The organism is Pseudomonas sp. AB6 (assembly GCF_034314105.1).
GTDB lineage: Bacteria > Pseudomonadota > Gammaproteobacteria > Pseudomonadales > Pseudomonadaceae > Aquipseudomonas.
Genome location: NZ_JAVIWJ010000001.1, coordinates 1,212,722 through 1,226,260, shown reverse-complemented (window position 1 = coordinate 1,226,260; position 13,539 = coordinate 1,212,722). Strand labels below are relative to the sequence as shown.

The window sequence follows — 13,539 nt, the reverse complement described above, 5'->3', positions numbered from 1 at the left end:
AACGCGCCGGACCAAACAAGTTTCAAGCTGTTACGCCGGAGCATTGAGCAAAGTATGTGGGCTAGGGTGAAAAAAAACATGCTCGCGGATCGGTCCTACTGCAATCTCTCCGATTTCCTCATAACCCTGTCGCTTATAGAACTCTAAATAACGAGGATTTCCGGTGTCGAGGACGACCCCTTCAGACGTTTCATCCACAGCGCACCACTGGTGCAGTGCCTCAAGCAACTGCTCGCCGAAATGCCGGCCTTGAAATTGTGGGTGAATACCGAGCAACGGTAGTACGTGGACTGCTTCGGAAGGCAAACACGCTAAAACAGCCTGGTGATACGCCAAATAACGCTGAGTGCAACGAAAACCGGTACTAAGCACCATACGCAGGCGCCATGCCCAGCTCTCGGTGATGCCCAAACGTCGTTGCGGAGGTGCAATTAGGGCAATGCCGATCAGCCGATCCTCGACAAACAATCCGAGCGCGGGCAACTCTTGGAAGAAATGCTGTTTAACCAATTCCCGAACGGTAGCCCTAACTCGGTGCTCATAGCCTGGGCGCTCTGATTCAAACAGATAGCCAAAGCTTGGTTCGTGCCGATAGGCGTGATAAAGCAGTGAACGCGCTTCGCGTGAATAACCGCTGTCTAGCGAACGTACCTCGGCCACAGCCGTTAAGGTGTCAGGCATTTAATAAACCTCGTAGATACAGCGCAATTGGAACGGCAGCGTTCTATACACAGATTTGGGGTAAACCACTGGATAGCCGTTCATACAATATTTTCATTCCATTATCGGACCCTAGCAGTCGATCCGATAAACCGCCACGCTGGCCGAGACCCGATAGGTCGGCTAGCATCGTTTTTTTGTTTTGTCAGGATTGCCCGCCCATGAAAATCGTTTCATTCAATATTAACGGCCTGCGCGCGAGGCCTCATCAGTTGGCGGCACTGATTGAAAAACATCAGCCAGATGTCATCGGTTTGCAGGAAACCAAAGTATCTGATGAGCAATTCCCTCACGCCGAGATTGAGGCGTTGGGCTATCACGTGCACTTCCATGGACAGAAAGGTCACTACGGTGTCGCTTTGCTCTCGCGTCAAGCGCCGTTGACCCTGCACAAGGGTTTCCATTCCGATGATGATGAGGCTCAGAAACGTTTTATCTGGGGTACGTTCGCCGACGCCAAAGGTGAACCTGTGACCATTATGAACGGCTACTTTCCGCAAGGCGAAAGTCGTGACCACCCGACTAAATTTCCGGCCAAAGCCCGCTTTTACAATGATTTACAGCTGCTGTTGGAAACTCAGTTTCAAAATCATCAGCCGGTGGTAGTGATGGGTGATATTAATATTTCCCCGGAAGACAGCGACATCGGTATCGGTCCAGACAACGTCAAGCGCTGGTTGAAAACCGGCAAGTGCAGCTTCTTGCCCGAAGAGCGTGAATGGTTGATGCGCTTGAAAAACTGGGGACTAGTGGACAGCTTTCGGCACTTGAACCCGGACGTAACTGACCGTTTCAGTTGGTTCGACTACCGCAGTCGTGGGTTTGAAGACCAGCCTAAACGCGGATTGCGTATTGACTTGATCATGACTTCTCAAGGTTTGCGGTCAAGAATTAAGAATGCCGGAGTTGATTATGACCTTCGAGCTATGGAGAAACCGTCAGACCACGCTCCCATCTGGCTGGAATTGAATTAAACAGGCAACGAAATATGACAATGCAGCCGTATTGTCATATTTTAGCAATCATTCAGACTTAATCTGCCGACACTTTCTGTTTAAATAAGGTGCCGCACATGCAGTGCGCTCTGTTCGCCAGTCAATCTCGCAAACGCGCTACGAAAATACTCCTCGGTCTGCTGAGCGTTGCCCTGCCCGGTCCGGTCTTTGCTGCACTGCCTTTGCCTGCTGATGGTCTAGCCGCTTTGCGTATTCAAGGCTCAAACACCATTGGCGCCAAGTTGGGTCCGGCATTGGTTGAGGGTCTTTATCAGGCGCAAGGTATTCATGATGTACATATCGAACCCGGGACGCATGAAAATGAACAGCGGGTGACGGGGCTAACAGTCGACGGCCATCGGGTGTTGATTGAGGTTGCAGCCCACGGTTCCAGCACCGGCTTTAGCGCGCTGAAGACTGGATCCGCAGACTTGGCGGCTTCTTCTCGTTCTATTAAACAAAGTGAGCTAAGTGATTTGGCACTGCTGGGCGATCTGAAAAGCTCAAATGCTGAACAAGTTATCGCCATCGACGGCGTAGCCGTCATTTTGCATCCAGCTAATCCCCTGCATCAGTTGAACACTGAACAATTGGCGCGCATTTTTTCGGGCGAGGTTCACAGTTGGGAAGAATTGGGGGGAACGGGCGGTGCAATCCACCTGTACGCTCGCGATGATCAGTCCGGCACTTTCGATACGTTCAACGAATTGGTATTGGTCAAGAACGGTAAAATTCTTGCGCGTAACGCGAAGCGTTTCGAGTCCAGCGAGCAATTATCCGATGAGGTCAGCCAAGACCGGGGCGGTATCGGTTTTATTGGGCTGCCTTACGTACGAAAGTCACAGGCAGTTGCGATTGTCGACGGCGGTTCTAAACCGATGCTGCCAACGATCAGTCTGATAGCGACCGAAGACTACCCGCTGTCGAGGCGGCTTTACTTCTACTTGCCGCCTTTAAGCGACCAGCCCTGGGCTAAAGCGCTGGTGCAGTTCGCGCAAAGCACGAAAGGTCAGGCGATCGTCGCCAACAGCGGATTTGTTTCTCAGACTGTGCAGGCCGTTAAGGTACAGGTCTCCGCCGAAATGCCCGCTGATTACCAAGCCATCGTTAAAAAAGCGCAACGATTGTCAGTAAATTTTCGTTTCGCTCAAGGCAGCGCACTCCTGGACAACAAAGCGCAGCGCGATCTGAGGCGGGTTCTGGCTTACTTGAAGGCCCACGACAAGCTAAGCGGCGAGGTTACGCTTGTGGGTTTTGGCGACCCAAAGAGTGACCCTACTCGTGCAGCATTATTGTCCAAGCTCCGCGCCATGGCCGTACGTAGAGAACTGGTCAAGAGTGGTGTGAATTTTCGCGACATCCGTGGTTTCGGAGATGAAATGCCCGTAGCGGCTAACAATGTCGACGAAGGTCGGATCAAGAATCGCAGGGTGGAGGTGTGGGTGTACTGACGCGCTAGGGTAAGGTTTTGTAGGCGCGAATTGTGATTGTCGAAGAAGGCTACGCGGTGTGCCTGGACCACCGCGTTATTTCTTCGCACCCACAGGTTCTCCACATTGGTCCTACACCGGACGTAAACGGGTTATTTATCCCTGACGTTCACCACGCAACATGTCTTTGGGTACGTATTTACCAATCTCAAACTTACCGATGGCGGCGCGGTGTACTTCGTCAGGACCGTCAGCCAAGCGTAGTGTGCGCTGCATGGCGTACATGTAGGCCAGCGGGAAATCGTTGGAAACCCCGGCGCCCCCATGGATCTGGATTGCACGATCAATAACTCGCAGCGCTACGTTTGGCGCGACCACTTTGATCTGGGCAATTTCACTTTTTGCCACTTTATTGCCCACGGTGTCCATCATGTATGCGGCCTTCAGCGTCAGCAGCCTCGCCATGTCGATTTCCATTCGCGAGTCGGCGATGAGGTCGATGTTGCCACCCAGCCGCGCCAACGGTTTACCAAATGCCGTACGGTTGATTGCTCGTTTGCACATCAATTCCAACGCCCGCTCTGCCATACCAATGGAGCGCATGCAGTGGTGAATTCGGCCAGGCCCGAGGCGACCTTGAGCGATTTCAAAACCGCGACCTTCACCCAGCAATACGTTCTCGTAGGGCACCCGGACGTTTTCGAACAGCACTTCGGCGTGGCCATGGGGCGCGTCGTCATATCCGAATACCGGTAACGAACGGACGATGGTCACGCCCGGCGTGTCGGTGGGAACTAGAATCATCGAATGTTGCTGGTGACGTGGGCCATCAGGATTGCTCAAACCCATGAACACCATGATTTTGCAGCGCGGGTCACAAGCACCCGAGGTCCACCATTTACGGCCGTTAATTATCCACTCGTCACCGACCCGCTCCGCACGAGCGGACATGTTAGTCGCGTCGGAGGACGCTACATCTGGCTCGGTCATAGCGAACGCAGAACGAATTTCGCCGCGCAACAGCGGCTCTAGCCATTGCACCTTTTGTGCTTCGTTGGCGTAGCGCACCAGCACCTCCATGTTGCCGGTGTCGGGTGCCGAGCAGTTGAATGGTTCTGGCCCGAGCAACGAACGACCCATGATTTCAGCAAGTGGCGCGTATTCCAGATTGGTCAGGCCGGCCCCCCGCTCCGATTCAGGCAAGAACAAATTCCACAACCCCTCAGCTTTGGCCTTGAGCTTGAGTTCTTCCATGATCGCAGTGGGCAGCCAGCGATCACCCTCAGAAACCTGACGTTCAAACACGGGTTCAGCCGGATAAACATAGGCGTCCATGAACGCAATAACACGCTCACGCAGCTCCTGAACCTTAGGGGAATAAGCGAAATCCATGGGCAACTACCTTCTGAAATGAGGTGAGTGAAAACATGAATTCGATGCTAGATCAGCAAGGAGCATTTATCTAACCTATTCTCAGCGTGTATAAACATTCATAACCGATATATGATCGAGCTAGGCAAGTCACAACAAAAACAACATGAGAGCACAATGGAATGAATCTGAGCAAAGTCGACCTAAACCTCTTTATTGTGTTTGATGCTATCTATACCGAAGCAAATCTGACTCGCGCAGGGCAAATAGTCGGCATCACTCAGCCTGCGGTGTCTAACGCCCTGGCTCGTTTGCGCGAGACCTTCAACGACCCGTTGTTCGTGCGCACGGCTCAGGGCATGGTCCCTACGCCAATGGCGCAGAACATTATCGGGCCGGTACGCAATGCGTTATCACTGCTACGAGTGTCGGTGCAAGAAAGCCGTATTTTCAACCCGCTACAGGCCAACAAGACCTATCGCATCAGCATGACCGACTTGACTGAAGCGGTGATCTTGCCAGCACTGTTTCAACGCCTGCGTCGGCTGGCCCCTGCGGTGATCATCGAAAGCTTCTTGTCCAAGCGCCGGGAAACCACTAAAGAACTCGCTGCTGGACGGTTGGATTTCGCCGTAGACGCACCGCTCAATACCGATCCCCAGGTGCGTCATGTCAAGCTAATGGGTGACAAATATGTGTGCGCCATGCGCAAAGGCCATCCGCTGGCAACCAAAGAAAAGTTTGTACTCGACGACTACCTGTCCCTCACGCACATCCATATTTCCAGCCGCCGCAGTGGCTTGGGCCATGTCGACCTGGCATTGGGCAAAATGGGTATTCAACGCAAGATCGCGTTGCGTTCGCAGCACTATCTGATGGCGTCGCAAGTGCTACAACAGACTGACATGGTGATGACGGTCCCGGAGCGCTTCGCTCGACGACATGAACTTCATTATTTCAACTTGCCAGTCAACGACGTGCCACAGGTGGAAACTCACCTTTATTGGCACGAAAGCACCGATCAGGATCCGGCCAACCGCTGGATGCGTGAACAAATGATCGAACTGTGCCAGCAAGTGACGGCGCACGATAAAAAACTCGATAAAGCTTTAGATACTTCTGCTAACTGATTAATTAATAATAATTTTTATCTGCAAGTTAATGTCGTTTCTAACCCAATAAGTGCGCGCGTTTTAGCGATTACTACTGAGTAAGGCAGATGACTGCGCAGCTCAGTGCTTGACGTATACGTCAAGCACACTTTAGGTTAACCCCACGTTAACCCCGAGCGCGTCCATGAGCAGCCAGACTTACAGCATTTCCGACCTCGCCCGCGAGCTCGACATCACCACCCGCGCAATTCGATTCTACGAAGAACAAGGTCTGCTCGCCCCCGAGCGGCGTGGCCTTGAGCGGATTTACTCGACCCGCGACAAAGTCAGTTTGAAACTCATCCTGCGCGGAAAACGCATTGGCTTTTCTCTAGCCGAATGCCGCGAATTGATCCAGTTGTACGATCCTCGCGGGGACAATCAAAAGCAACTGCACACCATGCTAGGCAAGATCGGTGAACGCCGTACTCAGTTGGAACAGCAGTTGCTCGACATTCAGCAAATGCAGCTTGAACTGGATACCGCCGAAGAGCGCTGCTTGTCTGCGCTGGAGCGTTCCATTAAAAATCATAATGTTACTGAGTAAATCTCAAATACTTATAAGGTGATGCCATGCCCCTGCCTCAACGTGTACGCCTTGTAGAGGTCGGCCCTCGTGACGGTTTGCAGAATGAAGCTCAGCCAGTCAGCGTGGCCGCGAAAGTACGTTTGGTCGATGACCTCAGCGCCGCAGGTTTGAGTTACATCGAAGTAGGCAGTTTTGTCTCGCCCAAATGGGTGCCGCAGATGGCGGGCTCCGCGGACGTTTTTGCTCAAATCCAGCGCAAGGATGGCGTCGCCTACGCGGCACTCGCGCCGAATCTGAGAGGATTCGAAGACGCTTTGGCTGCAGGCGCGACTGAGATAGCGATATTCGCCGCCGCGTCCGAGTCTTTCTCACAACGCAATATCAATTGCTCAATCAGCGAAAGCCTGGAGCGATTTGCTTCGGTCATGGAAGCCGCACGCCTGCATGGCATGCCGGTACGTGGTTACGTTTCGTGCGTACTGGGTTGTCCATACGAAGGCAAAATAACCCCGGAACAAGTGGCGTCTGTTGCCAATGAGCTGTTCGCCATGGGCTGCTATGAGATTTCCTTGGGCGACACCATTGGCACCGGCACGCCAAGCGCAACACGCACACTGTTCGATACCGTGGCCGGGAAAATTCCCAGGGGAAAACTGGCGGGGCATTTCCACGATACCTATGGACAGGCGCTGGCCAATATCTACGCCAGCCTGCTTGAAGGCATTCAAGTGTTCGACAGCTCTGTCGCCGGGCTGGGTGGTTGTCCTTACGCCAAGGGCGCTAGCGGCAATGTCGCCACCGAGGATGTGCTGTACATGCTCAACGGCTTGGACATCGACACCGGAGTGGATCTCGACCTATTGATCGATGCCGGCCAACGGATATGCGACGTGTTAGGGCGTCCTAGCGGCTCAAGAGTGGCAAAGGCACGACTGGCAATCTGAGTGTTACCCCAACGATGAGCGGTTACCGGAAACGGGTAACACGGAAACATATTCTATTCACACCTCAAGAGCCGAATAAACGGTATTCATTTAAGCCATTGATTTTTAAGTATTTACAAAATTGGCACGGCTCCTGCTATGTCTCTTGTACAACAAAAATAAGAAAACGAAGCAGTACCCAATAAAAACAATACGTATCGGCTCTGACATAACAAAAACAACACGGACAGAGACGCAGCTAACAGATCTTTTTGGAGTGGATGGTTTTTCAGGGATTTCGGTCCCGCAACCGGACAGAGAATAATAAAACTACTTCAGGTAGCTCCAGCACTGGTTGGATCGATATTGATAAAAGCAGTATCAGCGCTCAAAAAAATACGTTTGCTCTTGATCCTGAATGGGGATCGATTAAAAAAGCAGTGAAAGGGACTGGTCGCCAAAAACAAAAACAGGCCGCCCTCGAATAATAAAAAGAGCATACAAAAAACCTTGAAGGGGAGCCTGGGCTCCCCTTCGTGCTGTCTGGCTTATGCCCATCCGTTGAAAAACCTCACTCCCTCCAGTCTCCCGTTGACACACAAACCCTCTCGGGCTTACGTTAACGTAAAGGTGAACATCACACTTCAAACAATAATAGAAAAGGCACATCCATGAGCTACCCGAGCCTTAACTTCGCCTTGGGCGAAACCATCGACATGTTGCGCGATCAAGTTCAATCCTTCGTCGCCGCTGAAATCTCCCCCCGCGCCGCGCAGATCGACAAAGACAACTTGTTCCCGGCTGACCTGTGGCGCAAGTTCGGTGACATGGGTCTGCTGGGCATTACCGTCGACGAAGAATACGGCGGCGCAGGCATGGGTTACCTGGCCCACGTGGTCGCCATGGAAGAAATCAGCCGTGGTTCGGCGTCGGTCGCCCTTTCCTATGGCGCGCATTCAAACCTGTGCGTGAACCAGATCAACCGCAACGGTACCCCCGCACAGAAAGCCAAGTACTTGCCCAAGCTGATCAGTGGCGAGCATGTCGGGGCACTGGCCATGAGCGAACCGAATGCCGGTTCCGACGTGGTGTCGATGAAACTTCGCGCCGACAAACGCGGCGATTGCTATGTGCTTAACGGCGGCAAAACGTGGATCACCAACGGTCCCGACGCCAGCACATACGTGATTTATGCCAAGACCGACTTGGAAAAAGGTGCTCACGGTATCAGTGCTTTCATTGTCGAGCGCGACTGGAAGGGCTTTTCCCGCGGCCCCAAGTTCGACAAGCTCGGAATGCGCGGCTCCAATACTTGCGAACTGTTCTTCGATGACGTTGAAGTGCCAGAAGAAAACCTGCTCGGCGTACTCAATAGCGGCGTCAAGGTGCTGATGAGCGGCCTTGATTACGAGCGCGTTGTGCTCTCCGGCGGTCCGACCGGGATCATGCAAGCTTGCATGGACGTGGTGGTGCCGTACATCCACGATCGCAAGCAGTTCGGACAAAGCATTGGTGAGTTTCAACTGATTCAGGGCAAAGTCGCCGACATGTACACCCAGCTCAACGCCAGCCGCGCCTACCTGTATGCCGTGGCCCAAGCCTGCGAACGCGGCGAAACCACACGTAAAGACGCCGCCGGGGTGATTCTGTACAGCGCCGAACGCGCCACGCAGATGGCGCTGGACGCTATCCAGATTTTGGGTGGAAACGGCTACATCAATGAATTTCCGGCCGGTCGGCTGCTGCGTGACGCCAAGCTGTACGAAATCGGCGCTGGCACCAGCGAGATTCGCCGCATGTTGATCGGTCGCGAACTGTTCAATGAAACAAAATAACGGATAGCGGCAAGCTATAAGCAACAAGCAGCAGGTGGCTCCGGTCGATCCTTGCAGCTTGCAGCTTCAAGCTTGCAACTTATACGGAGTTGCCCATGACCATCCTGCACACTCAGATCAATACCCGCTCGCCTGAGTTCGCACTCAATGGCGCCGCAATGCTGAAAAACGTTAAAAGTTTGCGTCAGTTGCTCACTAAAGTTCATCAAGGCGGTGGGCCGAAGGCTCAGGAACGTCACACTTCCCGCGGCAAATTACTGCCTCGTGAGCGCATCAATCGTTTGCTCGATATCGGCTCGCCCTTCCTCGAAATCGGACAACTAACGGCGTATGAGGTGTATGGGGAGGACGTCCCTGCGGCCGGGTTGATTGTCGGCATCGGCCGCGTTGAAGGAGTCGAATGCATGATCGTCGCCAATGACGCGACGGTAAAAGGCGGCTCGTATTACCCCCTAACGGTGAAAAAGCACCTGCGGGCGCAAACCATTGCCCGGGAAAACCGTTTGCCGTGCATCTACTTGGTGGACTCCGGAGGTGCCAACCTGCCCCGGCAGGACGAGGTTTTTCCAGACCGGGAACATTTCGGTCGAATTTTCTTTAACCAAGCCAATATGAGCGCAGTGGGCATCCCGCAGATCGCGGTGGTCATGGGGTCGTGCACCGCTGGCGGTGCCTACGTCCCAGCCATGGCCGACGAAGCAATTATGGTCCGGCAACAGGCAACGATATTTCTCGCAGGCCCACCTTTGGTAAAAGCCGCCACCGGTGAAGTCGTCAGCGCCGAAGACCTTGGCGGTGCCGATGTGCACTGCAAGATTTCCGGCGTCGCCGACCACTACGCCGACAGCGATGAGCACGCTCTGGCCATCGCGCGCCGCAGCATAGCCAACCTTAACTGGCGCAAACAAGGTGCGCTGAACACCCTCGCCCCGATTGCTCCGTTATACGACAGCGAAGAACTGTATGGGGTAGTCCCAGCTGACGCCAAGCAGCCGTTCGATGTGCGTGAGGTGATCACGCGGTTGGTGGACGGTTCAGTATTCGATGAGTTCAAAGCCTTGTTTGGCACCACGCTGGTGTGCGGTTTTGGCCATTTGCACGGCTACCCGATTGCGATCCTGGCCAATAACGGCGTGCTGTTTGCCGAATCCGCGCAGAAAGGCGCGCATTTCATTGAGTTGGCCTGCCAACGCGGCATCCCGTTGCTATTCCTGCAAAACATCACCGGTTTTATGGTCGGTCAGAAATACGAAGCAGGAGGCATTGCCAAACACGGTGCCAAGCTGGTCACCGCAGTGGCCTGCGCCAAGGTGCCGAAATTCACAGTCATCATTGGCGGCAGCTTTGGCGCCGGTAATTACGGCATGTGTGGCCGCGCTTACGACCCACGATTCCTGTGGATGTGGCCCAACGCAAGGATCGCCGTGATGGGCGGCGAACAGGCGGCCGGCGTTCTCGTGCAGGTCAAGCGCGAACAGGCCGAGCGCAGCGGTCAGGTATTCAGTGCCGAGCAAGAAGCCGAGATTAAACGACCGATTCTCGATCAATACGAACATCAGGGCCATCCGTATTATTCCAGTGCCCGCTTGTGGGACGACGGTGTAATTGACCCCGCGCAAACCCGCGACATTCTCGCGCTGGCACTGTCCGCGTCGCTGAACGCACCCATAGAGCCGAGCACATTCGGCGTGTTCCGGATGTAACCGGGCCTCGCCAAAGGAGTGAACATGAACGACTTCCATACCTTGGAACTGCACACCGACCCACGAGGTTTTGCCACCCTGTGGTTGAACCGCCCGGACAAGAACAACGCCTTTAACGCGCAGATGATCCGCGAGCTGATCTTGGCGCTTGATGACGTTCAAAGTGATGCCAGCCTGCGCTTCATGTTAATTCGAGGCCGCGGCAAGCACTTCAGCGCCGGCGCCGATTTGGCCTGGATGCAGGAATCGGCGAAGCTGGATTACAACACCAATCTGGACGACGCCCGGGAATTGGCTGAGCTGATGTACAACTTGGCCAAAGTGAAAATCCCTACCGTAGCTATCGTCCAGGGTGCAGCTTACGGCGGTGCGCTGGGACTAATCAGTTGTTGTGACATAGCCATAGGCACCGACGATGCGCAATTTTGCCTGTCGGAAGTACGCATCGGCTTGGCCCCGGCCGTTATCAGTCCGTTTGTGGTGCAAGCGATTGGCGAACGCGCCGCCCGACGCTATGCCTTGACCGCCGAGCGTTTCAGTGGGGTTCGCGCTCGGGAGATCGGCTTGCTGGCCGAGAGCTATCCAGTCGCCGGATTTGAACAGCGGGTCGATCAATGGATCGACAACCTGCTGCTTAACAGTCCGCAAGCAATGCGAGCCAGCAAAGACTTATTACGAGAAGTGGGTAACGGTGCGTTGACCCCTGCCCTGCGCCGTTACTGCGAAAATGCCATCGCGCGGATTCGCGTCAGCCCGGAAGGCCAGGAAGGCTTGCGCGCCTTCCTGGAAAAGCGCCCACCCACGTGGCAACCTGAACTCAGCAAGGAACCGCGCCCATGAGCGCATCGCCAAAGCCTCCCTTGAACGCTGCCCCGCTGCTGACGCGGATTCTGGTGGCCAATCGGGGCGAAATTGCCTGCCGTATCATGCGCACCGCTAAAGCGCTGGGGCTGACCACCGTTGCCGTGCACAGCGCCACAGATCGCGAGGCGCGGCATGTTCGTGAGGCCGATATCTGTGTCGACTTGGGTGGCACAAAAGCAGCGGACAGCTATTTACTGATCGACAAATTGATCGCTGCCGCTAACGCCAGCGGCGCCCAGGCAATCCATCCCGGTTATGGCTTTTTATCGGAAAACGCCGGATTCGCCCGAGCCATCGAAAGTGCCGGGCTGATCTTTCTAGGCCCGCCCGCCTCGGCCATTGACGCCATGGGCAGCAAGTCCGCCGCCAAAGCGTTGATGGAAGACGCTGGCGTACCCTTGGTGCCGGGTTATCACGGTGCCGCACAAGATCTTGAAACCTTTAGCGAAGCCGCTGAGCGCATCGGTTACCCCGTATTACTCAAAGCCACCGCGGGCGGCGGCGGCAAAGGCATGAAGGTTGTCGAACAGGTCAGTGATCTGGCCGAAGCGCTGGCTTCGGCTCAGCGGGAAGCACAGTCGTCGTTCGGTGAATCGCGGATGTTGGTAGAGAAATACCTGCTCAAGCCGCGCCACGTGGAAATCCAGGTGTTTGCCGATCAACATGGCAACTGTTTGTACCTCAACGAGCGCGACTGCTCGATTCAGCGTCGCCATCAAAAAGTCGTTGAGGAGGCTCCGGCTCCCGGTCTTAGCCCTAAACTGCGTCAAGCCATGGGCGAAGCCGCCGTGCGTGCGGCCCAGACCATCGGCTATGTAGGGGCTGGTACCGTAGAGTTTTTGCTCGACTCACGCGGCGAGTTTTTCTTTATGGAGATGAACACGCGCCTGCAGGTCGAGCACCCGGTCACTGAAGCCATCACCGGGCTTGATCTGGTGGCGTGGCAGATTCGCGTGGCGCAAGGCGAGCCGCTACCCATTACTCAAGCGCAAGTGCCGCTGATCGGGCATGCCATCGAAGTTCGGCTTTACGCGGAAGACCCGTCCAACGACTTCCTGCCAGCCACCGGCACATTGGCGCTCTACCGTGAATCTGCGGCCGGCCCTGGTCGCCGGGTGGACAGCGGCGTGGCTGAAGGCGACAGCGTTTCGTCCTTCTATGACCCGATGCTCGGCAAACTGATTGCCTGGGGTGAAACCCGCGAACAAGCGCGGTTGCGCTTGCTGGCGATGCTGGACGAATTTGTCATTGGCGGCCTGAAAACGAACCTGGCGTTTCTGCGGCGTATCATTGCCCACCCGGCGTTTGCTGCGGCGGAGCTGGATACCGATTTCATTCCGCATTATCAGGCGCAATTGCTGCAGCCAGCCGGTGAACTGTCGGCTGAGTTTTGGCAGGCAGCTGGCGAAGCCTTCAGCCAAAGCCAAGCGAACCCTGTCCGTCAGGATGATCTGCATTCGCCCTGGTCCAGTAACCAAGGCTTACGCGCTGGCGTACCGGCCGAGATCGATCTGCATTTGAGCTGTAACAACCAGAAGCAGGTGATTCAACTACGCTACAGCAGCCCAAGTAGAGCGCGATTGCTTGGCGAACAACTGGTCATCGAGCTCGACGGCGTGCGACGGCAATATCTTGCAATCCGTCGTGGCGACACCTTGTATCTCAATTGGCGCGGTGAACTGCATACGATCAAACGCCTTGATCCAATTGCCGAGGTTGAGGCCCGTCATACTCAACAGGGTGGCCTGACCGCGCCCATGAACGGCAGCATCGTGCGGGTGATGATTGAGGTCGGGCAAAGCGTCGATATCGGCACCCAGCTGGTGGTATTGGAAGCCATGAAAATGGAACACAGCATTCGGGCCCCCCATGCCGGTGTGGTCAAAGCGATTTATTGCGTTGAGGGCGAGATGGTCAGTGAAGGGGCGACGTTGGTGGAGCTGGAAAGCCCGTTGACGCTATAAGCCCGCCGCTCGCCATTGAGAATATTTCTTAAGTAGAGAGAAAAAAGCCTTTAC

General features: G+C 54.8%; 11 protein-coding genes. 9 read left to right on the top strand and 2 right to left on the bottom strand.

Translation table 11 applies throughout. The annotated features are described in order from the left end of the window. Nucleotides 1–30 precede the first annotated feature (30 nt). Nucleotides 31–681, bottom strand: coding sequence for a GNAT family N-acetyltransferase (locus RGW60_RS05985; protein ID WP_322203008.1), 651 nt, complete (start codon nucleotides 679–681; stop codon nucleotides 31–33). 200 nt (nucleotides 682–881) lie between these two features. On the opposite strand from RGW60_RS05985, the gene xthA reads away from it, so the two are divergent. Beyond that, the gene (gene xthA, locus RGW60_RS05980; protein WP_322203007.1) at nucleotides 882–1,694 is read left to right on the top strand and encodes an exodeoxyribonuclease III; all 813 of its coding nucleotides are present in this window, start codon (nucleotides 882–884) and stop codon (nucleotides 1,692–1,694) included. A 98-nt stretch (nucleotides 1,695–1,792) separates the two neighbouring features. Continuing rightward, entirely contained in the window at nucleotides 1,793–3,166 is a 1,374-nt protein-coding gene (locus tag RGW60_RS05975; protein ID WP_322203006.1) for a phosphate ABC transporter substrate-binding/OmpA family protein, read from the top strand. Nucleotides 3,167–3,301: 135 nt separating this feature from the next. Here RGW60_RS05975 and RGW60_RS05970 read toward each other — a convergent pair whose 3' ends face one another. Beyond that, nucleotides 3,302–4,537 (bottom strand): acyl-CoA dehydrogenase, encoded by a 1,236-nt coding sequence (locus RGW60_RS05970; RefSeq protein ID WP_322203005.1) that lies wholly within the window; start codon nucleotides 4,535–4,537, stop codon nucleotides 3,302–3,304. Nucleotides 4,538–4,698: 161 nt separating this feature from the next. Here RGW60_RS05970 and RGW60_RS05965 point away from each other — a divergent pair, with 161 nt between their 5' ends. The 7 genes from RGW60_RS05965 to RGW60_RS05935 all read left to right on the top strand — a co-directional run bounded on the left by RGW60_RS05965 (nucleotide 4,699) and on the right by RGW60_RS05935 (nucleotide 13,485). Further along, nucleotides 4,699–5,646, top strand: a complete 948-nt coding sequence (locus tag RGW60_RS05965; protein WP_322203004.1) for a LysR family transcriptional regulator — start codon at nucleotides 4,699–4,701, stop codon at nucleotides 5,644–5,646. Nucleotides 5,647–5,812: 166 nt separating this feature from the next. After that, nucleotides 5,813–6,214 carry a MerR family DNA-binding transcriptional regulator gene (locus tag RGW60_RS05960; protein WP_322203003.1) on the top strand — a complete coding sequence of 134 codons (402 nt, stop codon included), beginning with the start codon at nucleotides 5,813–5,815 and terminating at the stop codon, nucleotides 6,212–6,214. Nucleotides 6,215–6,240: 26 nt separating this feature from the next. Continuing rightward, nucleotides 6,241–7,140: a hydroxymethylglutaryl-CoA lyase gene (locus RGW60_RS05955; protein WP_322203002.1), complete on the top strand. Its 900-nt coding sequence runs from the start codon at nucleotides 6,241–6,243 to the stop codon at nucleotides 7,138–7,140. Between the two features lie 650 nt (nucleotides 7,141–7,790). Beyond that, the gene (locus tag RGW60_RS05950) at nucleotides 7,791–8,954 is read left to right on the top strand and encodes an isovaleryl-CoA dehydrogenase (protein WP_322203001.1); all 1,164 of its coding nucleotides are present in this window, start codon (nucleotides 7,791–7,793) and stop codon (nucleotides 8,952–8,954) included. 95 nt (nucleotides 8,955–9,049) lie between these two features. Then, nucleotides 9,050–10,657 carry a carboxyl transferase domain-containing protein gene (locus RGW60_RS05945; RefSeq protein WP_322203000.1) on the top strand — a complete coding sequence of 536 codons (1,608 nt, stop codon included), beginning with the start codon at nucleotides 9,050–9,052 and terminating at the stop codon, nucleotides 10,655–10,657. A 24-nt stretch (nucleotides 10,658–10,681) separates the two neighbouring features. Beyond that, entirely contained in the window at nucleotides 10,682–11,497 is an 816-nt protein-coding gene (locus RGW60_RS05940) for a gamma-carboxygeranoyl-CoA hydratase (protein WP_322202999.1), read from the top strand. Next, nucleotides 11,494–13,485: an acetyl/propionyl/methylcrotonyl-CoA carboxylase subunit alpha gene (locus RGW60_RS05935; protein ID WP_322202998.1), complete on the top strand. Its 1,992-nt coding sequence runs from the start codon at nucleotides 11,494–11,496 to the stop codon at nucleotides 13,483–13,485. The genes RGW60_RS05940 and RGW60_RS05935 overlap by 4 nt, the downstream gene beginning before the upstream one ends. Nucleotides 13,486–13,539: the final 54 nt, after the last annotated feature.